Source organism: Emticicia aquatilis, assembly GCF_014644295.1.
Classification (GTDB): Bacteria; Bacteroidota; Bacteroidia; order Cytophagales; family Spirosomataceae; genus Emticicia; species Emticicia aquatilis.
On the sequence record NZ_BMKK01000001.1, the window covers coordinates 217,210 to 243,500 of the forward strand.

Here is a 26,291-nt window from a genome sequence, read left to right on the forward strand (position 1 = left end):
TATAAAACTTAGCGTAAATCGCAACACATTCAACATTAATCATTAAAAATTAATCATTATTTAAACTATGGCTCGTAAAATCCGAATAGGTATGGTTGGCGGTGGTCGAGGGGCATTCATCGGGGGTGTTCATCGAATTGCGGCTGCCATTGATGGTGAAATCGAATTAGTTGGTGGGGCTTTTAGTTCTACACCAGAAAAATCAAAAGCATCGGGCGAAGACTTAATGCTCGACCCCGCTCGTTGCTACGGCGATTTCAAAGAAATGATTCAAAAAGAAAAGCGTCGCAAAGACCGCATGGACGCTATTTCAATCGTTACACCTAATCACATGCACTTTGCTCCTGCAAAAATGGCCTTAGAAAATGGCTTCCATGTGATTTGCGATAAACCCGTAACTTTCACACTTTCGGAAGCTCGAAAACTGAAAGATATTGTTGAGAAAACAGGTTTAACATTTGCCTTAACGCACAACTACACGGGATATCCGATGATAAAACAAGCACGTTCCATGATTCAAGCAGGTGCAATCGGAAATATCCGCAAAGTTATTGTTGAATATCCGCAAGGTTGGTTATCTTTTCCTGAAGAACAAAAAGGCACAAATAAGCAAGCCGAATGGCGTACTGACCCTAAACGCTCGGGAATTGCAGGTGCTGTCGGTGATATTGGTACACACGCCGAAAACTTAGCTGAGTATGTAACTGGCTTGAAAATCACCGAACTTTGTGCTGATGTTTCGACATTTGTTGAAGGCCGCCTTCTTGATGATGATGCCAATGTTTTATTACATTTCGATAATGGGGCAAAAGGTATTCTGACTTGTAGCCAAATTGCCAATGGCGAACAAAACGGACTTAATATCAGAGTTTATGGCGAACTTGGAAGTTTACACTGGCACCAAGAAACGCCACAATACTTAAAGCACAAATCTATTGATGGACAAAGAATTTTCGAACCATCAGTGGGCGATTTATACGAAGCCGCTAAAGTGAGTTCACGTATTCCGTTTGGACATCCAGAAGGATATTTGGAGGCATTTGCTAATATTTACAAAAACTTTGCTCGCACAGTTCGCAAGCGAATGAATGGTGAAACACCAAACGAATTCGACCTCGACTTCCCAACGATTGATGATGGAATCAGAGGAATGCAATTTGTGGAAACAGTAATTGCATCAGGCAAGTCTTCGTCAAAATGGGTAAAGTTTAAAAGCTAATTTTGAATAATATTTATAAATTTCTTACAAATTTAAAACGATAAAAGTCCTCCTTTAGGGGCGGGATGCGTAATCATAGGGCTTATATGAAAACAATAAAAGGACCAGCGATATTTCTTGCTCAGTTTATGGGCGATGAAGCACCATTTAATTCACTTGATACAATTGCCGATTATATGGCAGGTTTGGGCTATAAAGGAATCCAGTTACCATCATGGGATGGCCGTGTGATTGACCTCCAAAAAGCAGCCGAAAGCCAAACATATTGTGATGAATTGAAAGGAAAACTAAAAGATAAAGGTTTAGAAATCACAGAATTATCAACGCACCTCCAGGGGCAATTGATTGCTTCGCACCCTGCTTACAACACGATGTATGATGCGTTTGCACCAGCGGCTGTACATGGAAATGAGCCAGCTCGCCGCCAGTGGGCTGAGCAACAACTCAGATGGGGAGCAAAAGCTTCGCAAAATCTTGGATTGACATCACACGTTGGGTTTTCTGGTGCATTGGCTTGGCCTTTCTTGTATCCGTGGCCTCAACGTCCAAGTGGTTTGATTGAAACGGCATTCAAAGAATTGGCAAACCGTTGGAAACCAATATTAGATTATTACGATGAGTGTGGCGTTGACTATTGCTACGAATTACACCCAGGTGAAGATTTGTTCGATGGAACAACTTTTGAAATGTTTGTAGATTATTTGGGTGGACATTCACGTGCTTGTATCAACTACGACCCAAGTCACTTTGTGCTTCAACACCTTGACTATTTAGCATTTATCGACCTTTATCACGACCGTATCAAGGCATTCCACGTTAAGGATGCTGAGTTTAATCCATCAGGGAAACAAGGTGTTTATAGTGGTTATGCTGGTTGGGCAGACCGTGCGGGTCGTTTCCGTTCATTAGGCGATGGTCAGGTTGATTTCAAAGGTATTTTCTCGAAATTATCACAATACGACTACGATTCATGGGCAGTATTGGAGTGGGAATGTTGTGTAAAATCATCTGAACAAGGTGCTGCTGAAGGAGCTCCGTTTATTCAAAATCATATTATTCAAGTAGCTACTCGTGCATTTGATGATTTTGCTGCTACTGGTGCTGACGAAGCAGTAAATCGCCGAGTTTTAGGGATTTAAAATCATTAGTATCATTCTGATAAAAGATAAAGTTGGGGTTGAAGAAATTTCAGTCCCAACTTTAAACAATTACTCATTTTTAAACTTATGGTAAAATAAGTCTGCCAAAGTTTTGTCCATACTATCTACCTTTTTGTCGATTTTTCTTTCTCCAACACAATTCTTCGTTCATCTTTTCTTTAATTTGCTTAGTAGTTTATTATTTAATCAACCTCAATCATTTTTCAATGAAAACAATTTCAAAAATCCTTGCACTTACGCTATTGGTGGCTTCAACAAGTTTTGCTCAAAAAAAAGGTAAGTGGGTAACATTATTCGATGGAAAAACTTTTACAAACTGGCACGTTTATAACAAAGCAGGTCAACCAATTACTGATAAATGGAAGATTCAAGATGGAACATTAGTATTTACAGGAAAAGCCAAAGGCGAAAAACACGGTGACGACCTTATTACTGACAAAGAATACGAAAACTTTGAACTCGAATTAGAGTGGAAAGTATCGGAAGGTGCAAACAGTGGCATTTTCTATGGTGTTTTTGAAGATGCTAAATACAGTGTTCCTTACCTGACAGCTCCTGAAATTCAAGTGCTTGACAATGAGCGTCACCCTGATGCAAAAGCAGGTAAAGATGGTAATCACAAAGCGGGTTCGTTATACGATATGATTCCTTCGGCATCGGTTACAAAGCCTGCGGGAGTTTGGAATACAGTAAAAATCGTTAAAAATAAAGGCGAAGTTAGCATTTATCAAAATGGAACATTGTCGGTAAAATATAAATCAGAAGGCCCAGAATGGGACGCAATGGTAGCTAAAAGTAAATTTAAAGGTTGGGAAGGTTTCGGAAAATATAGTAAAGGTAAAATTGGTTTACAAGACCATGGCGATGCCGTTTCTTTCAAAAATATTCGTATCAAAGAATTGTGATTAGTTACTGGTTATTAGGTAATTTGTGACTGGTAATTTTTCAATTCAACAAAAAATGCGAGCCGAAATCGACTCGCATTTTTTTTATGCTATTATTTCCAAAAATTAATATCCTGGGTTTTGTACTAAAGCTTTGTTAGTGTCTATTTCACGTTGTGGAATCGGAATCACTAATTTATTATCGCTAAATGCTAAAGTACCAACATTTCTCTTTAATCGTTTAGCATCATGCACTTGTTGTCCTTCAAAAGCTAATTCTAACTTACGTTCAGCTAAAATTGCATTCAAATCAACAGTTGTCAAAGCTCTTGCTCCTGCTCTGGCTCTAATGCGATTAATATCTGCCAATGGAGTTGCACCAATAGCTGTATTCAATCTCTGATTAGCTTCAGCACGAATCAAATACATTTCGGCCAAACGAGCCACTGGCACATCGCCATATTGGTCAAGGAATTTAGCAGTAAAGTTATTATTAGATGCTCTCACGAAGAATGTACCACGACTATCACCAGCAGCATAAAGTGCCAAGTGTTTTGCCTGAATACGAATATCGCCACGTCCTTGATAAGTAGATGGAGCATAGAATGTATTCAAATCATTGGTTCCATCTTGGTCAGTTACGATAACTTTGAAAATCATTTCACTGTCATTCGAAGCATCTTCAAATGCCTCTGCAAATGTAGGTGTTAAAGCAAACTGATTACTTGCTATTACTCTATTAGCAGCGTCACGAGCGGCAGCATAATTACCTTGTTGTAGATAAACTCTTGCCAAAATAGCCTGTGCAGAACTTTTTGAAGCAAAGCCAGCATCAGAGATATTACCGAGTAATGACTCCGCTTTTGTCAAATCTTCTAACACCTGCGTGTAAACAGCTGCAACAGTTGCTCTCGGGCGACTGTCAGCCTCACTAACAATACGTGTAGGAGTTGTTACGAGTGGTACACCCAAGTTAGTAGCATTATCGCCATCACCCCATGCTTTTGCCCATAATCTCACTAAATCAAAATAAACTAAACCACGGATAAAACGAGCCTCACCTTCAACTTGTGCTTTTTTGCTTGCCTCAACTTTATCAAGTGAAGCCAAAACATTATTTGCACGGTTGATAGTGCTGTAAGCCTGTAACCAAGTCAATTGTGTTTGACCATTAGTGGTGGTCATTGTTTTACGCCACAATTCGTCCAATGTAGAGAATGTACCAGCAAATCTTACTTCTGCGTCATCACCCAATAGTTCGCCCGAATATTGAACCGCTCCGCCATATAGGTTATTGCTCGATAAACCATCATAAGCACCAATAAGTGTTACTTCTACGTCTTGTGAAGTAGCAAGAGCCGTTGACTCTTCTATTGATTGTGTTGGCTTTACATCTAAGCGGCTATCACACGCTGTCATTAATACAGCAGATGCACCAACAAATAGCCAATTTTTTATATTTTTATTCATTTTATCTAATTTCTTTAAGTAAATCAATAAAGTGTTAGGCTATTAGAAACTAATGTTTAAGCCACCCATGAAAGTTTTTGCTTGAGGAGTTGTATAGAAGTCATAACCCAAAGCGATGTTTGATACAACATCATCGGCATTAACTTCTGGGTCCCAACCAGAATACTTCGTGAATGTCAATAAGTTTTGACCTGTCACATATAATCTTACATTGCTTAATTTTATTTTGCTAATCAATGATTTTGGTAAGTTGTAAGCAAATGTTACGTTACGTAAACGAACGAATGAACCATCTTCAATAAAACGACTCGATGCTTGAGCTCCATTGTTGAAGAATAAACGTGCTTGTGGAACGTTCGTATTAGTATTTTGTGGCGTCCATGCAGCTAATTGATTTACAGTTTGGTTATCTTCAAAACGACCATTAGCAGAAGAGAAACGACCTACACCGTAAAAGTTAAGTTTGTTTCCGAATACACCATTCAAGAACACGCTTAACTCAAAACCTTTATAGCTAAATGTATTTGTTACCCCTGCAACCCATTTTGGTAGTGGGCTACCAATTACAGTACGTTGTGCTTGGCTATAAGTTTTGGTTGTTGAACGGTCGATTGAACCATCGGCATTCTTGGTATTTTTATAGAAAAGAGCATCGCCATTTGCAGGGTCAACACCAGCATATTCAACCGTAAAGAATGTACCCAATGGCTGTCCTTCAACGGCACGGCTCATGTTAGCCAAACCACCTTCAATTACTTGCCCTTGTAGGTCAGTGATTTTGTTTTTATTGGTAGAAGCATTTAAGCTTGTTTTCCATTTGAATTGACCCACTAAATTGTCGGTGTTCAGCACAAATTCAAAACCTTTGTTAGTTAAAGCACCCACGTTTTTCACTTGTGTAGCAAAACCAGTAGTACCAGGTACGTTTACGTTCAATAACAAACCAGTGGTGTTTTTCTCGTAGTAGTCAATTTCACCATTAATACGGTTTTTCAAGATACCGAAATCAAGACCAATATCAATTTGTTGAGTAGATTCCCAACCGAGAGATGGATTAGCCAATTGTGAAGGGCGTTGGCCTGGTAAAGTACCATAACCTGCATCACCAGTAAATAAGCCCAATTGAGGGAAGTTACCGATTTCGGCATTACCTGTTTTACCCCAGCTTGCACGTAATTTCAAGAAACTAATTAACTCAATGTTTTTCAAGAAACTTTCTTCTGATAGTACCCAACCAGCCGAAACCGCAGGGAAGAAACCATAACGGTTATCAGCACCGAAACGTGATGAACCATCGACTCTGGCACTTAAACCTAATAAGTATTTATCGTTAAATTTATAGTTCAAACGAGTGAAGTATGAAGCAAAACGATAATCTGACTGAGAAGAACTTGCATCGGTTTTACGAGCCGCACTTGCAATCATACGATAAGCATCTGATGGAAAATCTTTACCTTCAGCCGAACTTGTTTTAGTTTGTGAGTTTTGGTAAGATAAACCAGCCGTTGCATTGATTCCGTGTTTACCAAATACATTGTCGTAAACGAAATAGTTGTTGGTATTATAGTTTTCAACTCTTACGAAACGGTTGAAACCATACCCAAGTGGAGCACCGAAGTTACGTTGAGTTTTGCTATTGTAATATTGTTCTTCTTGTTGATTCAATAAATCAAGAGCAAATTCTGTACGGAAACGAAGACCTTTCAATAAAGTATATTCGCCATAAACGCTGCTGATATTACGGTGTACGGTAGTGTTATAGTAAGCATTACCGATGTTAATCATACCATTATAATATACAGGAATAGAAATATCACCAGGAGGTGTACCTACTGGAAGACCAGTCGTAGGGTCAGTTGCAGGTGTCATTGGAGGTAAAGCAACTAACTGTAATGGGTTGTCAAACTGACGGTCACCCGAAACACGCTCATTAAGCGAGCGAGCAATGCTCATGTTCATTCCGATATTCAAACGCTCAGATACTTTGTGGTTGAGATTCATACGGCCAGTATAACGGCTGAATGCGTTACCCAACAAAATACCCGTTTGGTCAAGTAATTGTCCAGAAATAAAGAACGTAGTTTTATCCGAACCGCCACTTAAATTAAGGTCATATTGCTTTGATGGAGCATCTTGGAATGCTAAACTACCCCAATCAGTATCTGCTTGATTAGCTGTTCCGAGTGTTCCGAGACTTTGAGTTTCAAAGAAACTTTCCATGTATGCAGTGTAAGAATCTGGGTCTTTTGCATCGTATCCATCAATAGCATCAGAGTTAGCAGCAGCAATACGATAGAAGTCCATGTATTGTTTAGTATTCAAGAACTTCAAGATATTTGTTGGCTTGCTTTTGCCATACTGCATACCAAAAGTAATTTTCGTAGTGCCTGATTTACCTCTTTTAGTAGTAATCAAAACCACTCCATTAGCAGCACGAGCACCATAGATAGCACCAGCCGAAGCATCTTTTAAGATTTCGATTGACTCAATATCTTGTGGGTTGATATCAACTAATGGGTTGGTATCACCACCATTGCTACTCAAATCGCCTTGTGTTAGTGGAATACCATCTAATACATATAATGGCTCATTTGACGCTGAAACCGACGACTGGCCACGCACACGTACCTGAATACCTTGAGCTAATTTACCAGTACCTTGGTTAATCTGAACACCCGCAGCTTTACCTTGAATACTTTGCTCGAAAGTAGTCACTGGCATATCTTGGATTTCAGAAGATTTAATCTTAACGATATTTCCTGTTAGGTCACGCTTAATTTGTGAGCCATAACCAGTTACAACTACCTCGTTTAATGATTTTACATCAGAAGTAAGTGTGAAATCAACAACACTGCGATTACCCACAACTTGTTCGGCATCAGTAAAGCCAATAAAACTTGCTTGAAGTGTTGAATTTGCAGGTACAGATAATTTGTACGCACCCTTTTCATCTGTACTTGTTCCTTTTGTTGTACCCTTGATTGTGATTGATACTCCTGGAAGTGGACTACCATCTTCGCTCGATGTAACTTTTCCCGTTACTACCGTTTGTGCATTTCCCCAAAAAGAAACAAAGAGAAATAAACACGCCAGCGAAACTCGTAGAAGTTTGTTCATTCGTAAGTTTTAGTTTGTTATACAATAATTAATAAAGCGTGATAAAATTAATCAATACTTAATAAAAAAGACTTGATTATTAAATATTTTAAATAATAATAGCGACTATTTAATAAAATATCTCGACATAATACAAATAATTATGTTTATATTTAAAAAAGACGCTTATCTTAAGAACGTTCATTTTTCTTACAACGCTGTATTTTCTAACATTTATTTTCAACAGCCTCTATTGAAAAGGCTTAAAATTTTTGTTGGAATAGCTAAGTTTCATAAAAAATGGTTCTTTTAACTTCCTGAGTTACACTCAATTCGGTAAGTTTATGAACAAAAAAAAACCTTCAAAGTTTTTATATTTGAAGATTTTTTAAATATTTACGGATGGAACGAAGTTTGGTTATCGAATTTTTCTCTCTCAACCTTTTATGTGATTACTTATTTATTTGAGTTAGAACACCTGCTTTATCAATAAAACCCACATTATTCCATGTAAGGTTTTTGTTTTTATAAAGCTGCAAAACGGGCAAGGCATCTATTTGTAATTCCTTACAAAGTGCTTGATTATCATCAGCATTAATACGCACAACTTTTACTTTGTTGGCCATATCTTTTGAAATTTCTTCTAAATATGGCTTCATTTTTTTGCAAGGAGCACACCAATCGGCATAGAAATCCACCAAAATCAGTTTATCAGACGCCAAAAGTGCTTCAAATTGTTGGCGACTCAAGCCTGCTGTTTTACTTGAGGTATTTGAAGTTGTTTCGGGCAGATTCGCTCCTCTCCATTTCATAATTCCACCATCCAATTCATACACTTCCTTGAAACCTGCTTCACGCATCGCACTGGCTGCCGACGCACTTCGCCCACCACTCAAACAATAGACAAATACTGGTTTCGATTTATCCAATGTTTCGATTCGATTACTGAAATCATTGTTACGCCAGTCGATATTCTGGGCATTTTCGAGGTGTCCCTTCGAAAACTCATCGGGCGTACGCACATCAATCAGTGTGGTCTTCGCTTGTGCTTTTATCCTTTCGGCAAACTCGGTTGGTGTTAAATTCGTTTTGATATTTTGTGATTGCCCAGACAAACAACTATTTAATATAATAGTAAAAGCTGCCAGAGTAGCAATGATATATTTTTTCATTCAGTTTAGATATTGAATATTAGAAATCATCGAAACTTTCGATTTTATCGAATTAGAAATCAAACAAGCAGCTTCTGATTTTTGTAGAATTCTCTCAGCACGGTCTTTATCAGCTTCTTTTGTGATAACCAGTGTTGGTTCGAGAATCACTTCTGCCATCAAAAACTTACCTTCTACTTGTTCTAATTTACCTTTGGCTTTGCAGTCGAAAAGTTCAAATTTGAGTTTTCGGCTACGGCCAAAAATGTGGTCATAAAACAACTATTCACCGCTGCGGTAAGCAAATGTTCAGGCGACCAAACGCCTTCGATTCCTTTAGGAAACGGTGGCGGAGTAGCAACTTCAATTTTGTCTTCTAATTCTGGCGAAGACACTTCGCCTTTTCGGTCTGAAATCCAACTCAGATTTACGTTAAAATAGTGTGGTTCCATTTTATTAAAATATGTTAAGTGTTAATTGATGGTAACGACCGATTGCTGTGTACTATTGACTATCGACCGTGGACTACTTTATCTCTTCAAACTCAATTTCTTCAGTTTTCCTCTAACTTCTTTTAGCGGATGTGGGAACTGAACAACCGTTAGCTCCACAACACCCTGTATTTGTCATTGCTTGGAATAAAAACAAAGCAGCAATAAATCCCGAAAGTGGGTCATGCAGCTGCAAAGCTACTACGGCGGCATAAAAGCCCATGCCCAGCCTCAACCAACGCATAAAATGCCAATTGGTGAATAATGTTTCTTTGGTAATCATAATTTGTGTTGTAAACTTCCCCAGCTTCCACCGTTATAAACTTGGGTGTAACCGTTTGATGAAAGAATATTTTTTGCTGCTGCACTACGCATTCCCGATGCACAACAGGTAATAATTGGTTTATTTTTATCTTTAAGTTTACTCAGGTTTCGACCCAAAGAATCGACCGAAATGTTGATTGCTCCTTTGATATGTCCGCCCGCAAACTCGCCCGAACTTCGCACATCTAAAATAATTGCTCCTTGCTTTACCAACTCAGCAAAATCGACCTTTGGGCCAAAACCTAATAAATTTTTTATTGCATTTAACATTTTCTGAAGTACGTTTTGTAAATATTCTGACTTTAAACCGCTAAAGATTGATAATAATTTACATCCAACCACGAGCCACCATTATAGCACTCAAGACCGTGTTGTTGCAAATAACGATGTGCTTGTCCGCTTCTGTTACCTGATGCACAGCACAAAACTACTGGTGCTTTCAAAGTTTTTAGGTCTTCAACACGGTATGGAACTTCGTTTAGTGGAATATTTATAGCTCCTGCTACATGTCCGCCACGAAACTCTTCGGGCGTTCGTACATCTACGATTGTACCTTTCTTTTCTTGGATTATTGATTCGATATTCATTTTAGTATAAATTATAGATTATTGATTCGACCGACCATACAACTTCCGTAACTTTTGATTTGCAATAACAAACCGTTTTTTTCGGTAGCTTCTGGATACCCCAATGAGTGGAGTTTATTGATGATACTTTCTCGGCTGATATTATCATAAGTTACATTTACGGCATCTTTTTCTACATCGACCGCTACTTCTTTTACACCAGTTAGCGATGATAATTCTTTTTTGATTGTACTGGCACAGCCATTACATTTCAAGTTGGCAATGATTATTTCTTCGGTTTTCATGATTCTTTCTTGAAAATATTAAAAAGTAAACTACCCATCACCGCACCGTAAAGCGTACTATTGAGTGGCTTGGAGGTTATCGGACAAGTGCCACTTGCACAACCTATATAGTGATAGTAGAGGAAGCCACCAATCGCTCCGATTATGACTCCGATGATGGTCAGTTTATGATTATTGATGAAATTCATGTTTTTGTGGAGCGAATATTTTATTCGCTTTTTAAATATGAGCGAACAAAATATTCGCTCCACAGTATTTATTTATCTTCTTTTTTTCGGGTAGAAATACCGAGAGGCAAGTACAATGGGCAAAAGCTCATGAAGCTGGTTAGGATAAATGCTCCCGCAACTACCAATAAAATAATGGCAGCCATTCCAGTGATTTGATTGGCAAAATATAAACCGATTATTACGATTGCGACAAGTATTCTTACTACTTTGTCAACAGTTCCCATGTTTGCTTTCATTTTGTTGTTGTTTTTAATTTTAGAGGTAGAATTATTTTAACAACACAAATATCAAACATGAAAAATGGGCGTTCAGCAACATTTGTTACATAAGCGAAATTTTATTTCGGCCGAGTTTCAAAAGTCCTTTATCTTCCATTTGTTTCAATAGGCGAGAAACCACCACTCGGGCAGTTCCGAGTTCGTTGGCGAGGTGTTCGTGGGTAATATGAAGTGTGGTAGTTTTGCCCAATTCGCATCTTTTCTTGATAAAATTGAGCAACCTTTCGTCCATTTTCTTGAAAGCAACATCATTGACAACTTCCAGCAATTCTTCAAAACGCTTGTGATAAAGACGAAAAATATAATCAAGCCATTCGGGATTTTCTTTTATTAGTAAATTTACTTTATCAATCGGCACAAAAAGAATATCGGTTTCTTCTTCGGCAATGGCTTTTACTTTGCTGGTATCGTTGTGAAGTCCACCCAAAAACGACATAATGCAGCTTTCGCCAGCATTGATATAATAAAGTAGAATTTCTCGCCCTTCGTCGTCGGTTCGCATAACCCCGATGCAGCCTTTCAGCACAATTGGAATGGCTCTGATGTAAGCATTTTCGTTGAGAATAATCGACCCTTCCTCAAATTTCTTGACGATTCCGTAAGAAGAAAGTTTTTGCTTTACTTCGTGCGATGATTTGAATGCTACTAAATTATCAAGTTCCATTTTTTGCTGAGTATTTATTAAAAGAGGAATCCAAATTTAGCAGAAAAAATCCATTATAAAAGTAAGCCTACTTCCAACGCATGATTTAGAAGCAGGCTTATACAAATACTACTTTAAACGATTCTCGGCAAAATATTTCATGGCTTTGCTCAGAAACAAGGCATATTCTGGGTGAGATTTGCCATCAATCATCGTAAAACGTTCATCATCAACGTATAACTGACCCAAACCAGCGTAGGCTTCGGCTTGAGTATCGGCTGAACCATGCGTTCCCCAAAATTTACGGATATTCTCATAATGTCGAGCAATTTGTGTCTGAACTTGCTCACTTTCAATGCTTTTGTGTATTAATGAGAATAGCTTTTGAGCAATTTCAGTCTGTTCGGTTTTTAGTTCGGCAATCTGAGGTTTAGTCAGTTTCAATAATGCTTTCTCAGATTTATAAACTTCTTCACCATATTTTTCAATGGCTTCTGTGCGATACGACTGGGCTTTTTCGGCAGATAAACCCTCGTATAATTCGGCTGGATTCGACATAACAGTATCTTTTTTTAGGTTTTCTATTGTTTTGTCAATCGTTAATATCAAAGTTGCTAATCTATCCTGCTTGGCTCTTAGGTTTACTTTATGATTTTTGAGCGAATCCATCACATCAAAATCTTTATCATCTAAGATTTGTGCAATTTCTTGTAATTGAAAATCAAGCTCTTTGTAAAACAATATTTGCTGAAGTCGAAGTAATTCTTGTTCACCATATAACCGATACTTAGCCTCAGTACGGGACAATGGTTTGAGCAAACCCATTTTATCATAGACATGGAGTGTTCGTACGCTTACTCCTGCCAATTTTGCCAACTGTTTAACCGAATATTTTTGCATTTCTTTTGAATATTATTCATTGACTCTGCAAACATAGCCTATGACCTAAGGTTAGAGTCAAGCGATTTCTCGAAAGTAATCTAAAAAATTATTTCTTACCTCTACCCAACCAAAGCAAAGTATTGATAATCAGCTGATTTTGAGTTTCGTTGGTAAACTGAAATGATAATTCTTTATTGGTTTTGTTTTCATACTCGATGTCGTTATGCCCCATATTTACGTAGAGCATTCGGTAGTTTTTATTTGTCCAAACCACGGGATAATCGCCACTGTGCCAAATTTCGTGGGCTTTTGGGCCAGTTCCGAGTGGAAAACTGCTTGGGTCAATAGAAAGTAGCACCTTAATATCCTTATTTTGGCGTAAATCTTTTTCCCATCTGTACCATTCGTTAGGCGAAGATTTGAAGGTTTCTGGAAGTTTTTTTGTGGCAGGATGTGTCGAGTCTTCTACTCGTAAAATAGCCGAAGTTGGTCGCCATGTATTGCTTTTGTACTGTCCAGCACCTAAAAACTGGTTGTGATACCAATCCCAATCTTGATTATAAGTAGAATTATTGAGAGCAAAAGCTGCAAAATGAAAGCCAATCCAAGCTCCACCTTTTTCGATGTATTGCTGAAAAGCAGTTCGCTGAGTTTTATCTTCGGGACGTGTATCTAAGAAAAGTACAATCTGATATTTTGAAAGAAAATCAGCATTAAGATTTGCCCAATTATCAGTTGAATCATAACTGAAATTATATTTCTTAGCCACAGTAGGAAACCAGCGATTGGCTTCATGCACAAAACTGATATGAGCTTTGTCGTTTTTGGCCGTATAAAAAGCAATTACTTTGAATTGAGTTTTTTTTTGAGCAAAAACATCAAGAATGAATACGCAAAAAATAAAACTGAAGGTAATTTTTCTTAGGATTGTCATAGTTTGTAGTTTTTGCCCAAATATACACCTAAAATGCTTATTTCTTTGTCAAAATTCGCTTTATCCCCTCTCCCATCTTCTTGATTTTCTCATAAGATTCTCTTGAGTTTAATTGCTTATCTAACCTAATTTTCACTTCGCCATCATCGGTTTTGACATAAATTTGTGTACCGTCATTAAGCCTCATTGCGGCATCAACTTGGGCATTTTCAAAGATTTTTTGGTCTAAATAATCATCCATGTATTCAGACACGGCATCTGATTTATCTTTATTGAAACTGGCCTCGAAGCGATATTCTTCTTTTGTTTCATTGACCGAAACCTTGATATTATCGCCATTCATTTCTTTCTTCAAAAAAGGAAACGATACAAGAGTCGCAAACAAAATAAATCCAAGAAAGTAATTGAGCTTTTTCATTTGAGTAATGTTTAAATTAAAAGATTTTCATAATTTCAAACAAATATAATGTTATACACTATACCTTGCAATACATACTTCCATTTTAAAGCCTTTTTTTTATAAACGGCTCATTATCAATATTAGTGGTTAGTGATACATTTTTATCCGTATCTTTGAATCCAAAGTATGTGTTATGCCCATAATCTTAGAAAAAAAATACGAAAACGATATTTCATTGGCAGTTTGGCAAATCACCGAATCGCACGATGAATTACAGGCGATGCTGCCTTCGGAAATACTGACCGATGCTGAACTGGCATCAATTAGCCATCCACAAAAACAAGTTGAATTCTTTTGTAGTAGGCTCGTAATCAAATACTTAGCAAATTCACTTGGTATAAAGTATTTAGGAGTCAAGAAAGATGAACACGGAAAACCCTACTTGGTGGGTAGCAACTGGCAAATGTCGATAACGCACACTTCAAATTACGTAGCGGCCGTCATGCACCCAAGCGAAGCACTGGGAATGGATATGGAAAAGCCCTCGGAGAAACTAAAAAGAATTGCACACAAATTTTTGTCTGAATCCGAAAGAATCAATGCCGAAGGAGATATTGAGAAACTCTGTATTTACTGGTCGGCCAAAGAGGCTCTTTATAAACTCTATGGCAAACGAAAGGTAATTTTCAATGAAAACCTGCACGTTTTCCCATTCCAAAAAGAGCAAAAAAAAATCACAGGAAAGCTGACAATCAATGAATTAGATGAAAAATATAGCATCTATATCGAGAAAATAGATGGTTATATTCTGGTAGTAACAGGGAAATAGCTTTGGGCGTATGCGATACGCCCCTACGAAATTGCCTTCAAAATACTTTCAACTTCCTTGGCACGCTCGAGGTCAGAGATTTTCTCAAACGAAACTATCAGATTTCGTAAAACCCTCGATACAATATCCAGGTTTGAGCAAGGTTGAAAAAAAGAATCCTGTGGTTTAAGCTGCATCTGCTTGATATAATTACTAATATCAACCTTCGAGAAAATCAGTCCACGATTAAAAATATTGATGTAAAACTGAATTTGCGGTGTTTTGTAAGTAAGCACAAACAAACTCGGCAGGTTTACGCCACTTACAGGAAGCCCTAAACGACGAGCCATAAGCAAATAAATAACGCACAACGAAATCGGATTTCCTTTTTTCAAATCAAAAACCTGATTAAGCATCGAATTTGCCACCGAATGAAAATTTTTAGTATTTGGCAAATATTTGTATTTATCAAAGAAAATCTGATTCAACACCCTGATTTGGTCGTGCGGGTGCATGTCTTCTCGAAGTTCGAGCCAAGCATCAAAATACATATCATTGATATATTGGCGAAGCTTGTCGATATTCAAATCGGGATACTGATAAGTTGCCACAATCCACATTCCTTCGAGCAGGTCTTCGTGGCCGTTATTTTTCCACGCCACCAAGCGGTCGATTACAGTATTATACTGCAAATCGTGTATCAAATCTTCAATTTTTTTCTGTAAAATTGGGTTTAACCCATTTCCTTGCCAGTGGTCTTCTAATAAAGGAATTATCGAACCACCCAAAGTCCGTAAGCGACTCTCAACGTGCTGCACCACCTCACTATCTTCATCATCGAGCAAGGTAACTAAAGCTTTAATTTCCGATTCGTTCATTTTATTTGTTGATGTCTTTTTAGGTTATCTATTTTCACTGGTCTAAATCGCTACTCAAAACTAATACGTAAAAGTGTTCAAACGCTCGCACAGAAACATAAACAACTGGCTACTAACACTTTAGCACTCCAACGACTATCTTAAAACACATATTTATACGAAGCATTTCCAATTCAAGTGCTAAATTCATACTTTTGTAAAAAAAACAAACATTTTTTTATGAAAATTTTAGTTACGGGCGGAGCTGGTTTCATTGGTTCACACACAGTTGTAGAACTAATCAATGCTGGACACGAACCAATTATTATCGACAACTTCAATAATTCTGACAAATCTGCACTAAAAGGTATCAAGAAAATTGTCAAAAAATCGATTAAATGCTACGAAAAAGACTGCAATGACATCAAGGTTTTAGAACAAATTTGTAAAAAAGAAAATATCGAAGGCATCATACACTTTGCGGCCTACAAGGCTGTTGGAGAATCTGTCGAAAAACCAATCAAATATTACGAAAACAACCTCGGCTCAACGCTCAATGTTTTAAAAGTAATGCTAAAATTGGGTATAAAAAATTTAGTTTTTTCATCTTCGTGTACGGTTTACGGTCAACCCGACCAAATTCCCGTAACCGAAGCAACGCCTCGTCAACCAGCTACCTCTCCTTATGGAAATACAAAAACAATGTGCGAAGACATTTTGCGTGACACAATCACCGCAGGAAATCCGCTTAAAATTATCGCACTTCGCTATTTCAATCCAATTGGAGCTCATCCATCAGCACATATTGGCGAACTCCCCAATGGCGTACCGAGCAATTTAGTGCCGTTTATCACACAAACTGCCGCAGGAATCAGACCAAAACTGACTGTTTTTGGTAGTGATTATAATACACCTGATGGCACAAACATCCGAGATTTTATTCATGTAGTAGATTTGGCAAAAGCTCACGTTTCGGCACTCGAATTGCTTGATAAACAGGCGGAGAACTACTACGATGTATTTAATGTAGGAACAGGAACAGGCAACACAGTTCTCGAAATTATTAAAACTTTTGAGAAAGTAAATAAACTTAAACTCAATTACGAAATCGGGCCACGCCGTGCGGGTGATGTAGAGAAAATATACGGAAGTGTAGAAAAAGCTGAAAAAGTTATGGGCTGGAAAGTAGAAAAAAAACTCGCCGAAAGTCTAAAAGACGCGTGGCGTTGGGAAAAGAAATTGATGAAGAAGTAATGAATAACATCTACTTAAAATCAGAAAGGTTACATTTAAAACCAATTGATATTTCTGATTTAGAAGCTATTCATCAATTACATTCGTTGCCCGAAACTGATGAGTTCAATGCCTTGGGAATTCCAGAAAATATTGAGCAAACACAAGCAATTTTAGAACAATGGATTTCAGAAAACCAAAAAGAAGATAATCGGATTTTTACTTTTACGATAATAGCAGAAAATCAGTTTATTGGTTTAATAGCACTTAATTTGGGCAAAGAAAAATATCGAAATGCTGAAGTTTGGTATAAACTTCATACTGATTTTTGGAACAAAGGATACGCAACCGAAGCATTAAAAACAATCATCAACTTTGGTTTTAATGAACTCAAACTTCATCGAATCGGAGCAGGTTGTGCAGTTGAAAACATCGGTTCGGTTCGAGTCTTAGAAAAAGTTGGTATGACTCTCGAAGGAAGAAAAAGGCAAAATTTACCATTAAAAACTGGCTGGTCAGATAATTTTGAATTTGCAATTTTATCATATGACTTGTAGATATATTAATTAGAAAATTTCAATTATGGACTCGAATCAAACAATACTCATAACAGGCGGAGCAGGTTTTATTGGCTCTCATGTAGTCAGACTTTTTGTTACGAAATACCCAAACTATCAGATAGTTAACCTTGACAAACTTACGTACGCAGGAAACCTCGAAAACTTGACCGATATCGAAAAATCACCAAATTATACTTTTGAGCATGGCGATATTACTGATGCAGCATACATCAATAGTTTGTTTGAAAAATATAATTTTTCGGGTGTTATTCACTTAGCAGCCGAATCTCATGTTGATAGGTCAATTACCAATCCAATGGAATTTGTAATGACCAACGTTATCGGAACTGTGAATTTGCTAAATGCAGCTAAAAACGCTTGGAAAAGCGATTTTTCGGGTAAACGTTTCTACCATGTTTCAACCGATGAAGTTTATGGCGAACTACATAACCCTGAGGAATTTTTCTTAGAAACTACAAGCTACGACCCACGTTCGCCGTACTCGGCATCGAAGGCTTCTTCTGACCACTTCGTAAGAGCATATCATAATACTTATAAATTACCAGTTGTTATCTCAAACTGTTCAAATAATTACGGGCCGAATCACTTCCCCGAAAAATTGATTCCGTTGATGATTAATAACATTATGCACAATCGTCCACTTCCAGTTTATGGTAAAGGCGAAAACGTGCGTGACTGGCTTTTTGTAAAAGACCACGCTCGTGCCATTGACGTAATTTATCATAATGGAGGAAACGGTGAAACTTATAATATCGGTGGCTTTAACGAATGGAAAAACATTGATTTAGTGCATCTTTTGTGCAAAATCATGGACGAAAAATTAGGTCGCCCAGAAGGAACTTCTGTAAAACTCATCACCTACGTAACTGACCGTGCTGGACATGACCTACGTTATGCCATTGATGCTAATAAGCTTATGAAAGAACTCGGATGGGAGCCATCTTTGCAATTTGAAGAAGGCCTTACTCAGACCGTTGAGTGGTATCTCGCCAACAAAGAATGGCTTCAAAACGTAACAAGCGGCGATTATACAAAGTATTACGAGAAAATGTATAAATAAGCACTTACAAATTCCGTGGTACGCCTACTTGCAAATTGTAAAAGGGCGTGTCACGGATAAATGCACATTATAATTGTTAACTGCTCACTGATATGTCTCCGACCGAAGTTTATCCAAATCTCGAAACTATCGTCAATCAATACATTAATAGCCTCGATGATTATTCTGACGAACATTTTTTCTTCAAAACTAATGATGAAACTTGGTCGCTTGGACAAATGTATGAACATCTGACGGTTTCTTCACAATTCTTTTTCTTGGCAAACTGTGTACGTTGTCTCGAAAAACGAAAAGGACAACTCGGCGGAGAAAAAACTCATTTTGGTGAGCAGCAATTCAAATACGGTGGTTTTCCTCCCGTAAAGCTCAAAATTCCCGATGCAATTCGTGGGCCAGAGCCAGTTGCCAAAACAAGAGAAGAATACAAAAGTATTTTAGCAAAAATTTTGGTTGATTCTCAGAATTTAATCGAAGCCGTCAGCAATGATGATGGCTCTTATAAAGCCCTACAAGTAGCAATGGGCTGGCTCGATGCCAAAGAATGGTATTATTTACACGAAATGCACTACCGTCACCATTTACGTCAAAAAACAGAATTAGAAAATCAAGTAATAAGCTAATTTATGACTATCGCTATAATACCCGCAAGGGGCGGAAGCAAACGAATTCCGAGAAAAAACATAAAGGATTTTCTCGGAAAACCAATCATTGCCTATTCGATAGAAGCAGCTTTAGAAAGCAAACTATTCGACGAAGTAATGGTATCGACGGATGATGAAGAAATTGCAGAAATTGCAAGAAATTGTGGAGCGAACGTCCCGTTCACTAGAAGCACCGAAAACGCCAATGATTACGCAACCACCGTTGATGTTTTGGTAGAGGTTTTGGATGCATATAAAAATATCAGTAAATCTTTTGAAATAGGCTGTTGCATTTATCCAACTGCCCCATTCGTTTCGGCAGAAACGCTACAAAAAGCATTTGATTTGCTTCAATCTCAAAAGCTCGATTCGGTGTATCCAGTTCAGAAATTCTCATTCCCTCCACAACGAGGAGTAATTTTTCAAGATAATAAACTCCGTTGGCAAAACCCCGAAAACGCCCAAGTGCGTTCGCAAGACCTTACGCCACTTTACCATGATGCAGGGCAGTTTTATTTCTTTAAAACTGAAAAACTATTAAAAAACCGCACTATTTTGACCGAAAACACCAGCGGAATTGTTATTTCAGAAATGAATGCTCACGATATTGACAACGAAGAAGATTGGAAAGTAGCGGAGTTTAAATATCGAATAAAATCGAAGATATGAGAGCCTACAAATGTTTAAAAAATCAACGTTTTGAATATAATGAATTTACGTTGATACCACTTCGAGATGAAGACCAGTTTTCGATAATGCAATGGAGAAATGAGCAAATTTATCATCTTCGCCAAGCAAAACCACTCACTGAAGCCGACCAAAAAAATTACTTCGATAATGTAGTCTCGAAACTTTTTGAACAAGAGAAACCAAGTCAGTTGCTTTTTTCGTTCTTAAAAAACGGTGAATGTATTGGCTACGGTGGCTTGGTTCATATCAACTGGATTGACCGAAATGCTGAAATTTCATTCATCATGGAAACCGCTCTCGAAAAAGACTTTTTTGAGTATCATTGGAGCAGTTATCTAAGTTTAATCCAGCAAGTGGCTTTTTCAGAAATCAATTTTCATAAAATATTCACCTATGCCTTTGATTTACGCCCACATTTATACCCAATGTTGCTCAAAAATGGCTTTACAGAAGAAGCTCGATTAAAAGAACATTGTTATTTTGAAGGAAAATTTATCGACGTTTTGATTCATACCAAATATGCAGATTCATCACCGAAAAGCTAATTTATCAGACCTCGATTTATATTTTGAATGGACAAATGACCCTGCTACTCGCAGCAATTCATTCAACACGCAAGAAGTTGATTATCAAGAGCATATAAATTGGTTTTCGAGAAAAATTGAAGATAAAAAAGCCTTACTTTTAGTTTTTGAAAACGAAGAAAACATTCCAATTGGCCAAATCAGAATCGAACAGAAAACAGATGAAAACATCATCGGAATTTCGATTGATAAGAACTTTCGAGGCTTGGGTTTAGCAGTACCGATGCTCACAAGTGCTTGTGAAGTTTTCTTTACTGAATTTCAAGCAAAAAATATCCACGCATACATCAAAAAAACTAACTTAGCATCCTTAAATTCGTTCAAAAAGGCGGGTTTTGAGATAATTAACGAGTTAATTATCAGCAACGAAGCAAGCTATCTTTTGGAAAAGAAATATGTTTAAAATTCAAGATACAATCATCAGTCCTGACCACAAGCCATTTGTAATTGCAGAAATGTCAGGCAATCATAATCAATCGCTTGAGCGTGCCTTCGAGATTGTCGATGCTGCCGCTGAAGCAGGAGCTCACGCCCTCAAATTACAAACTTATACCGCCGATACGATTACGTTCAATGGTACTTCCGATGAGTTTGTGATAAAAGACCAAAATTCACTTTGGAAAAACCAAAATTTGCATAAACTCTACCAAATGGCCTACACGCCGTGGGAATGGCACAAACCAATATTTGATAGAGCCAAAGCTCACGGAATGTTGGCGTTTAGTAGTCCATTTGATACTACAGCCGTTGATTTTCTTGAAAGTCTGGATGTACCATGCTATAAAATTGCGTCATTTGAAAATACCGACCATATTTTGCTCAAAAAAGTAGCTCAAACTGGCAAACCAGTAATCATGAGTACGGGTGTGGCGAGTATTGCCGATATTCAAGAATCAGTAGCGGTTTTGCGTAAATATGGCTGCAAAGATTTGGTTTTGTTGAAATGCACCAGCACCTACCCTGCTACACCCGAAAGCACCAATTTGCTTACGATTCCGCACATGAAAGACCTTTTTGATTGCCAAATCGGGCTTTCAGACCATACAATGGGAATTGGGGCAGCAGTAGCGGCTGTAGCTCTTGGGGCGAGAGTTTTAGAAAAACATTTTACGCTTCGCCGTGCCGATGGTGGTGTTGACTCTGCTTTTTCGCTCGAACCAGAGGAACTCAAAAACTTGGTCATTGAGTCGGAAAGAGCATTTTTGGCAATGGGAAAAGTGAATTATATTTTGTCAGAAAAAGAACAAAAGAGTTTGCAATATAAACGTTCACTTTACGTAGTCGAGCCAATGAAAGCGGGAGATGTTTTCAGCGAAAAAAATGTACGTTCGATTCGCCCATCAAATGGCTTACACACAAGATATTATGATGAGATTTTAGGCAAAACAGCCACGCAAGATATTGAAGCAGGAACTGCTTTGAGTTGGAATTTGGTGAAGTAGTTTTTTTAATAATTTAGGAAGTTTAAGGAAGCCTTCGCTTTGAGCGAAGACTTCCTTGTTTATTTAACTATTTTCATTAATAAGTCGGTTCAGTAGCTGCTTCATGGAGTGGTAAAATCACCGAAAATTTACTTCCTTTTCCAAATTCACTTTCGACTTCAATTTTACCACCTTGAGCTTCGATAAATTCTTTGCTGATGCTTAGCCCCAAACCAGTCCCTTCTTTTTGTGTGCCGGGAATTCTAAAATATCGGTCAAAGATTTTGGATAAATATTGTGGAGCAATGCCCTGTCCAGAATCAATGATTAAGAATTTGACGCTATCTTTATCTGAAGAAATATTAATATTAATAGTAGAATGTTCGTAAGAATAACGAATGGCATTGGAAATCAGGTTAGTTAGTACCCAAGCGGTTTTTTCGCTGTCAACAAAAACTTCTGGTGCGGGCGTCTGCGTACTGGTGCGAAGTTGAATTTGCTTTTGTTCAGCCGCATTTTTATTCGCACTGATGGCATAATTCAGCATTTCTTGCGTATTGGTCGGTAAAAGATTTAATTGAATACTTCCACTCTCGACCTGTGTCACATTTAGCAACTCGCTCGTTATTCTCAGCAAGCGATTTGTATCGTCTTTTATGCTGTCAATCAAATCTTTTTGTTCTGCATTCAATAGACCAATTTGATTGTTTTCTAAGAGTTGCACACTCATTTTGATTGATGAAATTGGCGTTTTAAATTCGTGCGAAACCGTAGCGATAAAATTAGTTTTGGCGAAGTCCAGTTCTTTATACTCGGTGATATTCTGCAACAAAATCACATTCCCGATGCTTTTTTCATGCTCTTCGCCAGTCGGAATGATATTTATCGGAATCAGTTCCTTTTCAAAATAACTTTCTTTATTGTCGGCGTAGATTTTAATAGGTTCAATTTTATGTATAATGCTATTATCTGCATTGATGAATAAATCTTTGGTGAGTGTCCGAACCAAATCATTATTAGTTGCAATCTCTTGAACAGGCCTATTTAGTACATCTTCAGATTTCAATCCTGTGATTTTCAAGGCATTATTATTCATAAAAAGCACTCTATTATCTTCATCCAAGCCAATTACTGGCTCTCGCATATTATTGATGAGAGTTTCGGTACGCTTCTTTTCCATCAATAGTTTTTCGATATTCCCAGCTTTGTATTCTTCCAATTTTTGAGCCATTGTGTTGAATGATTTCGCCAAATCGCCAAACTCATTGTGGCCCTCAAAATGTACTCTTTCTGAATAATTTTCGGAAGCAATTTGCTTGATACTCTTGGTCAGTTCGGAAATTGGATTAGCAATATTATTGGGTAAATTCACCAAAAGCGTAAAGGCGATTAAGAAACAAACTGCACCGATTAGTCCAATCCAAGCAATGGCACTATCGGAGGTTCTCTCGGCGATACTACTTTTTCGCTGAATAGCCTGCATATTGAGCAATATTATGTCAGAAATATCGCTACGGATTGTTCGGATTATTTCAGCATCAACATTGTTTTTCTTTAGTTGCTCAAAATCATTGCTTAGTTTATCGGTGAGTTCCTTCTCTCCTACTTCTGTCACATTACTTTGCTGTTTCCTTAGATTTTCTTCAAAAAACTTTAGCTCTTTTTCAGAAAAAACGTTTCCATTGAGTGCAATGAGCATATTTCGGGAATAGTCGATGGTGTTATAATTTGCCACCAAAATATTCTTGGTTTCAGTCGATAATTTATGAATAAACACCGACCCGATAACCGTAAGTAGGGTTATCATTAAAAACAGAAGTCCAATGCCCGAAATGAGTTTATGTTTGATTTTCATTAGCTTAGAATTACAAGGTCAGTATCGCTACTGGAGAGTTTTTTAAGGAGTTCGTTGAAAACATTAGTTGCTAAAATGATTTTAATTAAGCTAAAATGCGGTTTTCCGATACAAATCGTTGAAATTTTACGTTCTTCGGCTTGCTGCATAATTGCCTTTACGATTTCAGAGTTTTCAACTTTGATGATTTCTGCTCCCAATTCGGTGGCTAATTTAAAATGATTTATGAGATGTCGTTGTTTATCCAACGGAATTTTATCGGCCGACTCTTTGGGTGTCTGCACGTAAAGTACAAACCATTTACTGTTATAATAGTTGGCCAAGCGAGCAGTTTTACGAATAACGGTCTTGGCTGTATTGGCATTGCTGCTAATACAAGCCAAAAAACGCTCGTGTTTGATAGTATTGACTTTCGTAATTTCGGACTCAACTTTTCGCTCAACTTGCGAGGCTACTTCTTTCAGTGCCAACTCACGAAGCTGCAAAATATGCTCACTCTTAAAGAAGTTTTTCAGGGCCATTTCTACTTTATCGGGCTGATAAATTTTCCCTTCTTTTAAGCGTGAAATAAGTTCGTCGGCCGTTAGGTCGATGTTTACTACTTCATCAGCTTGGGCAATAATGCTATCAGGAACTCGCTCTTTTACTTCGATGCCCGTGATAGTTTTCACTTCTTCGTTGAGGCTTTCGATGTGCTGAATATTCAAAGCCGAAATAACGCTGATACCTGCTTCCAGAATTTCAAGCACATCTTGCCAACGTTTCTCGTTTTTGCTACCTTCTATATTGGTATGTGCCAATTCATCGACAATCACGACTTCTGGGCAGGCATTTATTACGGCCGAAACATCCATTTCTTCCAGTTCTTTGCCTTTATAAAATATTTTTCTGCGTGGAATAAGCGGTAAGCCTACCAGTAAATCGTGTGTTTCTTTGCGGTTGTGCGTTTCGATGAAACCAATTTTCACATCGATGCCATTCTTCAAAAGCGTGTGTGATTCCTGCAACATTCGGTAGGTTTTTCCTACGCCCGCACTCATTCCGATATACACTTTGAATTTCCCCCGCTTCGATTTCTTGATTAAATTGAGAAATTCTTGGGCAGATTTTTTAGTTTCTTCCATTGGTATTTTGCTTTTCAAAAAACAATTTATAGAGCTATGGCAAACGAGGTAGTTAGAAACACATTGGAATTTTGCGGTCGATTATCACTCATAAAAATCATGTCTTTACTTTTGAAAGTTCGGGCTTCTACTCGCCATAATAAATTTTCATTTATTTTATAATCATAGTTTAACGAATATCCCCAAGTCTGGAAACCATTTTGAGTATTTGTTGCTATAATTACGCCATTTTTATCATTATAATGCTCAATTCTGGCAGCGATAGCAGACTTTGAGTTAGGTGTTATTCGACAAATCAAAATTGGACTGTACCAAGAATTGTATCTACTACTACCCTTTTGTTTTTGCTCTACGCCATAGTCAAGTCCGACAGTAAATCCGATTTTATCAGTTGCCTGATAGATGGCATAAAAATTATGAAAATACCTCATTTGTTTTACACTATCTGGCTTGTCGCTTCCGAGATATGAGCTACTATTGAGCGTTAGCTTTGCATTTTTATAAGTTATTTGATGTCCAAAAGCAGGTTGATTATTTCCATCAACTAACTGTATTCGCTGCCAGCCATTTAGCACCAAACCCGCAAAAAACCATTTTTCATTTCGGGAAGTATAAGAAAGTTTTGCCCCAGTTTCAAAGTAAGGTGAATTATCGGCCATCAGACTTCGGGTAAGATTCCAACAATCTTTACTGATGGCACTTTCAAAACCTATGTGCGAGGGCATTACGCCCATATCCAGCCATAAATTATTATTTTTTGCTACTTTTACCCCCACATTCGCCTCATAAATGTTCTTCAAAACGCCTACTTCGGCAGCATAATTGGCATTCATGTAAGTTCCCGTGGCAATGCTCAAATTTGCTCTCAGAGCATCGTTTTGATAGGCAGCTTTGATAAATCCTAAATTGATATTGACTTCATTGCTACGGTTGTGTGAATAAATAAAACTCGGGCGTGTGTGGCTGGCTTGATTAGCTACAAAAGTATAGTAGGTTTCTAAATAAGCATTGATTACCAAATTTGATTTTATACTATCTTTTTGTGCGTAAAGGGAATTATTAAATGCCATCAGACAAAACAGCATAAATAATTTAATTTTCGAATAATTCATTGATTTTATAGTTGGATTTATGAAAAAAACATTTGACTTCTATATAAAGAGATATCTCATTAACTGTTTCTATTCTTAGTTTCCCCTCCTTTTTAAAGAGGGGCGACCGACGCTTCGGTGGCAAAATTCAGACATAGTCGAATTTTGACGGGGACGCCCAGTCGGGGTGGTTTGTTCCAACTAAGCATTTTTCAAAGCACCCATAGGCTAAGAACCACCCCGTCCGACTTCGTCAGGACACCCCTCCTTTTTAAGGAGGGGAAATTTCAGACTCCATCAACTTTCTGTGAGA

31 protein-coding genes are annotated in these 26,291 nt (G+C 37.7%); 12 read left to right on the plus strand and 19 right to left on the minus strand.

What is annotated here, in order from left to right:
- Positions 1–67: 67 nt before the first annotated feature.
- The 3 genes from IEX65_RS00905 (at position 68) to IEX65_RS00915 (ending at position 3,284) form a co-directional block, all read left to right on the plus strand.
- On the plus strand, positions 68–1,219 hold the full coding sequence (locus IEX65_RS00905) for a Gfo/Idh/MocA family protein (protein WP_188763703.1): 1,152 nt from the start codon (positions 68–70) through the stop codon (positions 1,217–1,219).
- A gap of 86 nt (positions 1,220–1,305) precedes the next feature.
- Positions 1,306–2,358, plus strand: coding sequence for a sugar phosphate isomerase/epimerase family protein (locus IEX65_RS00910; protein WP_188763705.1), 1,053 nt, complete (start codon positions 1,306–1,308; stop codon positions 2,356–2,358).
- A 227-nt stretch (positions 2,359–2,585) separates the two neighbouring features.
- Positions 2,586–3,284: a 3-keto-disaccharide hydrolase gene (locus tag IEX65_RS00915; protein WP_188763707.1), complete on the plus strand. Its 699-nt coding sequence runs from the start codon at positions 2,586–2,588 to the stop codon at positions 3,282–3,284.
- A 105-nt stretch (positions 3,285–3,389) separates the two neighbouring features.
- On the opposite strand, the gene IEX65_RS00920 is transcribed toward IEX65_RS00915, so the two are convergent.
- The 15 genes from IEX65_RS00920 to IEX65_RS00985 all read right to left on the minus strand — a co-directional run bounded on the left by IEX65_RS00920 (position 3,390) and on the right by IEX65_RS00985 (position 14,051).
- Entirely contained in the window at positions 3,390–4,733 is a 1,344-nt protein-coding gene (locus IEX65_RS00920) for a RagB/SusD family nutrient uptake outer membrane protein (RefSeq protein WP_188763709.1), read from the minus strand.
- 42 nt (positions 4,734–4,775) lie between these two features.
- Positions 4,776–7,850 (minus strand): SusC/RagA family TonB-linked outer membrane protein, encoded by a 3,075-nt coding sequence (locus tag IEX65_RS00925; protein WP_188763711.1) that lies wholly within the window; start codon positions 7,848–7,850, stop codon positions 4,776–4,778.
- A gap of 431 nt (positions 7,851–8,281) precedes the next feature.
- The gene (locus IEX65_RS00930) at positions 8,282–9,001 is read right to left on the minus strand and encodes a thioredoxin domain-containing protein (RefSeq protein ID WP_188763713.1); all 720 of its coding nucleotides are present in this window, start codon (positions 8,999–9,001) and stop codon (positions 8,282–8,284) included.
- Positions 9,002–9,160 (minus strand): hypothetical protein, encoded by a 159-nt coding sequence (locus IEX65_RS27995; RefSeq protein WP_229250465.1) that lies wholly within the window; start codon positions 9,158–9,160, stop codon positions 9,002–9,004.
- A 23-nt stretch (positions 9,161–9,183) separates the two neighbouring features.
- Positions 9,184–9,432 carry an OsmC family protein gene (locus IEX65_RS28000; protein WP_229250467.1) on the minus strand — a complete coding sequence of 83 codons (249 nt, stop codon included), beginning with the start codon at positions 9,430–9,432 and terminating at the stop codon, positions 9,184–9,186.
- A gap of 112 nt (positions 9,433–9,544) precedes the next feature.
- A complete protein-coding gene (locus IEX65_RS00940; RefSeq protein WP_188763715.1) occupies positions 9,545–9,754 on the minus strand; it encodes a hypothetical protein in 210 nt (69 codons plus the stop codon).
- Entirely contained in the window at positions 9,751–10,065 is a 315-nt protein-coding gene (locus IEX65_RS00945; protein ID WP_188763717.1) for a rhodanese-like domain-containing protein, read from the minus strand. The genes IEX65_RS00940 and IEX65_RS00945 overlap by 4 nt, the downstream gene beginning before the upstream one ends.
- A gap of 32 nt (positions 10,066–10,097) precedes the next feature.
- Positions 10,098–10,382, minus strand: a complete 285-nt coding sequence (locus IEX65_RS00950; protein ID WP_188763718.1) for a rhodanese-like domain-containing protein — start codon at positions 10,380–10,382, stop codon at positions 10,098–10,100.
- Positions 10,383–10,393: 11 nt separating this feature from the next.
- Positions 10,394–10,666 (minus strand): heavy-metal-associated domain-containing protein, encoded by a 273-nt coding sequence (locus IEX65_RS00955; protein WP_188763721.1) that lies wholly within the window; start codon positions 10,664–10,666, stop codon positions 10,394–10,396.
- Entirely contained in the window at positions 10,663–10,854 is a 192-nt protein-coding gene (locus tag IEX65_RS00960) for a DUF6132 family protein (protein WP_188763722.1), read from the minus strand. Before IEX65_RS00960 ends, IEX65_RS00955 begins: the two co-directional genes overlap by 4 nt.
- 68 nt (positions 10,855–10,922) lie before the next feature.
- Positions 10,923–11,132 carry a YgaP family membrane protein gene (locus IEX65_RS00965; RefSeq protein ID WP_188763724.1) on the minus strand — a complete coding sequence of 70 codons (210 nt, stop codon included), beginning with the start codon at positions 11,130–11,132 and terminating at the stop codon, positions 10,923–10,925.
- Between the two features lie 85 nt (positions 11,133–11,217).
- The gene (locus IEX65_RS00970) at positions 11,218–11,838 is read right to left on the minus strand and encodes a Crp/Fnr family transcriptional regulator (RefSeq protein WP_188763726.1); all 621 of its coding nucleotides are present in this window, start codon (positions 11,836–11,838) and stop codon (positions 11,218–11,220) included.
- Between the two features lie 108 nt (positions 11,839–11,946).
- Positions 11,947–12,717: a MerR family transcriptional regulator gene (locus IEX65_RS00975; protein WP_188763728.1), complete on the minus strand. Its 771-nt coding sequence runs from the start codon at positions 12,715–12,717 to the stop codon at positions 11,947–11,949.
- Positions 12,718–12,805: 88 nt separating this feature from the next.
- Positions 12,806–13,633 carry a ThuA domain-containing protein gene (locus IEX65_RS00980; protein ID WP_188763730.1) on the minus strand — a complete coding sequence of 276 codons (828 nt, stop codon included), beginning with the start codon at positions 13,631–13,633 and terminating at the stop codon, positions 12,806–12,808.
- Positions 13,634–13,670: 37 nt separating this feature from the next.
- The gene (locus IEX65_RS00985) at positions 13,671–14,051 is read right to left on the minus strand and encodes a hypothetical protein (RefSeq protein WP_188763732.1); all 381 of its coding nucleotides are present in this window, start codon (positions 14,049–14,051) and stop codon (positions 13,671–13,673) included.
- 175 nt (positions 14,052–14,226) lie between these two features.
- On the opposite strand from IEX65_RS00985, the gene IEX65_RS00990 reads away from it, so the two are divergent.
- Positions 14,227–14,862, plus strand: a complete 636-nt coding sequence (locus IEX65_RS00990; protein WP_188763735.1) for a 4'-phosphopantetheinyl transferase family protein — start codon at positions 14,227–14,229, stop codon at positions 14,860–14,862.
- A gap of 23 nt (positions 14,863–14,885) precedes the next feature.
- Here the strand turns inward: IEX65_RS00990 and IEX65_RS00995 are convergent, their stop codons facing one another.
- Complete coding sequence (locus tag IEX65_RS00995) at positions 14,886–15,719, minus strand: transglutaminase-like domain-containing protein (RefSeq protein ID WP_188763737.1); 834 nt, start codon at positions 15,717–15,719, stop codon at positions 14,886–14,888.
- A 219-nt stretch (positions 15,720–15,938) separates the two neighbouring features.
- Between IEX65_RS00995 and galE the strand changes: the two genes are divergently transcribed.
- From galE to pseI, 8 genes are all read left to right on the plus strand, one after another.
- Entirely contained in the window at positions 15,939–16,952 is a 1,014-nt protein-coding gene (gene galE / locus IEX65_RS01000) for a UDP-glucose 4-epimerase GalE (protein ID WP_188763739.1), read from the plus strand.
- A complete protein-coding gene (locus IEX65_RS01005; RefSeq protein ID WP_188763742.1) occupies positions 16,952–17,488 on the plus strand; it encodes a GNAT family N-acetyltransferase in 537 nt (178 codons plus the stop codon). Before galE ends, IEX65_RS01005 begins: the two co-directional genes overlap by 1 nt.
- A 25-nt stretch (positions 17,489–17,513) precedes the next feature.
- Positions 17,514–18,572, plus strand: coding sequence for a dTDP-glucose 4,6-dehydratase (rfbB, locus tag IEX65_RS01010; protein ID WP_188763744.1), 1,059 nt, complete (start codon positions 17,514–17,516; stop codon positions 18,570–18,572).
- Between the two features lie 92 nt (positions 18,573–18,664).
- The gene (locus IEX65_RS01015) at positions 18,665–19,192 is read left to right on the plus strand and encodes a DinB family protein (RefSeq protein ID WP_188763746.1); all 528 of its coding nucleotides are present in this window, start codon (positions 18,665–18,667) and stop codon (positions 19,190–19,192) included.
- Between the two features lie 3 nt (positions 19,193–19,195).
- Positions 19,196–19,882, plus strand: coding sequence for a pseudaminic acid cytidylyltransferase (gene pseF / locus IEX65_RS01020; RefSeq protein WP_188763748.1), 687 nt, complete (start codon positions 19,196–19,198; stop codon positions 19,880–19,882).
- Positions 19,879–20,448, plus strand: a complete 570-nt coding sequence (locus IEX65_RS01025; protein ID WP_188763750.1) for a GNAT family N-acetyltransferase — start codon at positions 19,879–19,881, stop codon at positions 20,446–20,448. Before pseF ends, IEX65_RS01025 begins: the two co-directional genes overlap by 4 nt.
- Positions 20,423–20,890: a GNAT family N-acetyltransferase gene (locus IEX65_RS01030; RefSeq protein WP_229250469.1), complete on the plus strand. Its 468-nt coding sequence runs from the start codon at positions 20,423–20,425 to the stop codon at positions 20,888–20,890. The genes IEX65_RS01025 and IEX65_RS01030 overlap by 26 nt, the downstream gene beginning before the upstream one ends.
- Positions 20,883–21,929, plus strand: a complete 1,047-nt coding sequence (gene pseI, locus IEX65_RS01035) for a pseudaminic acid synthase (protein WP_188763752.1) — start codon at positions 20,883–20,885, stop codon at positions 21,927–21,929. The genes IEX65_RS01030 and pseI overlap by 8 nt, the downstream gene beginning before the upstream one ends.
- A 76-nt stretch (positions 21,930–22,005) precedes the next feature.
- Here pseI and IEX65_RS01040 read toward each other — a convergent pair whose 3' ends face one another.
- The 3 genes from IEX65_RS01040 to IEX65_RS01050 are packed head-to-tail and all read right to left on the minus strand — an operon-like array spanning position 22,006 to position 25,999.
- Entirely contained in the window at positions 22,006–23,763 is a 1,758-nt protein-coding gene (locus tag IEX65_RS01040; protein WP_188763754.1) for a HAMP domain-containing sensor histidine kinase, read from the minus strand.
- Positions 23,763–24,887, minus strand: coding sequence for a sensor protein KdpD (locus tag IEX65_RS01045; protein WP_188763756.1), 1,125 nt, complete (start codon positions 24,885–24,887; stop codon positions 23,763–23,765). Before IEX65_RS01045 ends, IEX65_RS01040 begins: the two co-directional genes overlap by 1 nt.
- Positions 24,888–24,913: 26 nt before the next feature.
- Positions 24,914–25,999, minus strand: a complete 1,086-nt coding sequence (locus IEX65_RS01050) for a porin (RefSeq protein WP_229250471.1) — start codon at positions 25,997–25,999, stop codon at positions 24,914–24,916.
- Positions 26,000–26,291: the final 292 nt, after the last annotated feature.

Excerpts from the sequence above, each read along its gene's own strand:
- IEX65_RS01040 (WP_188763754.1), bottom strand. The coding sequence starts at position 23,763 with ATGAAAATCAAACATAAACTCATTTCGGGCATTGGACTTCTGTTTTTA.
- IEX65_RS00970 (WP_188763726.1), bottom strand. The coding sequence starts at position 11,838 with ATGGAACTTGATAATTTAGTAGCATTCAAATCATCGCACGAAGTAAAG.
- IEX65_RS01025 (WP_188763750.1), top strand. The coding sequence starts at position 19,879 with ATGAGAGCCTACAAATGTTTAAAAAATCAACGTTTTGAATATAATGAA.
- IEX65_RS00960 (WP_188763722.1), bottom strand. The coding sequence starts at position 10,854 with ATGAATTTCATCAATAATCATAAACTGACCATCATCGGAGTCATAATC.
- IEX65_RS00980 (WP_188763730.1), bottom strand. The coding sequence starts at position 13,633 with ATGACAATCCTAAGAAAAATTACCTTCAGTTTTATTTTTTGCGTATTC.
- IEX65_RS00985 (WP_188763732.1), bottom strand. The coding sequence starts at position 14,051 with ATGAAAAAGCTCAATTACTTTCTTGGATTTATTTTGTTTGCGACTCTT.
- IEX65_RS00945 (WP_188763717.1), bottom strand. The coding sequence starts at position 10,065 with ATGTTAAATGCAATAAAAAATTTATTAGGTTTTGGCCCAAAGGTCGAT.
- IEX65_RS27995 (WP_229250465.1), bottom strand. The coding sequence starts at position 9,160 with ATGGCAGAAGTGATTCTCGAACCAACACTGGTTATCACAAAAGAAGCT.
- IEX65_RS00940 (WP_188763715.1), bottom strand. The coding sequence starts at position 9,754 with ATGATTACCAAAGAAACATTATTCACCAATTGGCATTTTATGCGTTGG.
- IEX65_RS00910 (WP_188763705.1), top strand. The coding sequence starts at position 1,306 with ATGAAAACAATAAAAGGACCAGCGATATTTCTTGCTCAGTTTATGGGC.
- IEX65_RS01015 (WP_188763746.1), top strand. The coding sequence starts at position 18,665 with ATGTCTCCGACCGAAGTTTATCCAAATCTCGAAACTATCGTCAATCAA.
- pseI (WP_188763752.1), top strand. The coding sequence starts at position 20,883 with ATGTTTAAAATTCAAGATACAATCATCAGTCCTGACCACAAGCCATTT.
- pseF (WP_188763748.1), top strand. The coding sequence starts at position 19,196 with ATGACTATCGCTATAATACCCGCAAGGGGCGGAAGCAAACGAATTCCG.
- IEX65_RS28000 (WP_229250467.1), bottom strand. The coding sequence starts at position 9,432 with ATGGAACCACACTATTTTAACGTAAATCTGAGTTGGATTTCAGACCGA.
- IEX65_RS00990 (WP_188763735.1), top strand. The coding sequence starts at position 14,227 with ATGCCCATAATCTTAGAAAAAAAATACGAAAACGATATTTCATTGGCA.
- IEX65_RS00930 (WP_188763713.1), bottom strand. The coding sequence starts at position 9,001 with ATGAAAAAATATATCATTGCTACTCTGGCAGCTTTTACTATTATATTA.
- galE (WP_188763739.1), top strand. The coding sequence starts at position 15,939 with ATGAAAATTTTAGTTACGGGCGGAGCTGGTTTCATTGGTTCACACACA.
- IEX65_RS00950 (WP_188763718.1), bottom strand. The coding sequence starts at position 10,382 with ATGAATATCGAATCAATAATCCAAGAAAAGAAAGGTACAATCGTAGAT.
- IEX65_RS01005 (WP_188763742.1), top strand. The coding sequence starts at position 16,952 with ATGAATAACATCTACTTAAAATCAGAAAGGTTACATTTAAAACCAATT.
- IEX65_RS01030 (WP_229250469.1), top strand. The coding sequence starts at position 20,423 with ATGCAGATTCATCACCGAAAAGCTAATTTATCAGACCTCGATTTATAT.
- IEX65_RS00925 (WP_188763711.1), bottom strand. The coding sequence starts at position 7,850 with ATGAACAAACTTCTACGAGTTTCGCTGGCGTGTTTATTTCTCTTTGTT.
- IEX65_RS00915 (WP_188763707.1), top strand. The coding sequence starts at position 2,586 with ATGAAAACAATTTCAAAAATCCTTGCACTTACGCTATTGGTGGCTTCA.
- IEX65_RS00975 (WP_188763728.1), bottom strand. The coding sequence starts at position 12,717 with ATGCAAAAATATTCGGTTAAACAGTTGGCAAAATTGGCAGGAGTAAGC.
- IEX65_RS01045 (WP_188763756.1), bottom strand. The coding sequence starts at position 24,887 with ATGGAAGAAACTAAAAAATCTGCCCAAGAATTTCTCAATTTAATCAAG.
- IEX65_RS00920 (WP_188763709.1), bottom strand. The coding sequence starts at position 4,733 with ATGAATAAAAATATAAAAAATTGGCTATTTGTTGGTGCATCTGCTGTA.
- rfbB (WP_188763744.1), top strand. The coding sequence starts at position 17,514 with ATGGACTCGAATCAAACAATACTCATAACAGGCGGAGCAGGTTTTATT.
- IEX65_RS00905 (WP_188763703.1), top strand. The coding sequence starts at position 68 with ATGGCTCGTAAAATCCGAATAGGTATGGTTGGCGGTGGTCGAGGGGCA.
- IEX65_RS00995 (WP_188763737.1), bottom strand. The coding sequence starts at position 15,719 with ATGAACGAATCGGAAATTAAAGCTTTAGTTACCTTGCTCGATGATGAA.
- IEX65_RS00965 (WP_188763724.1), bottom strand. The coding sequence starts at position 11,132 with ATGAAAGCAAACATGGGAACTGTTGACAAAGTAGTAAGAATACTTGTC.
- IEX65_RS01050 (WP_229250471.1), bottom strand. The coding sequence starts at position 25,999 with ATGAATTATTCGAAAATTAAATTATTTATGCTGTTTTGTCTGATGGCA.
- IEX65_RS00955 (WP_188763721.1), bottom strand. The coding sequence starts at position 10,666 with ATGAAAACCGAAGAAATAATCATTGCCAACTTGAAATGTAATGGCTGT.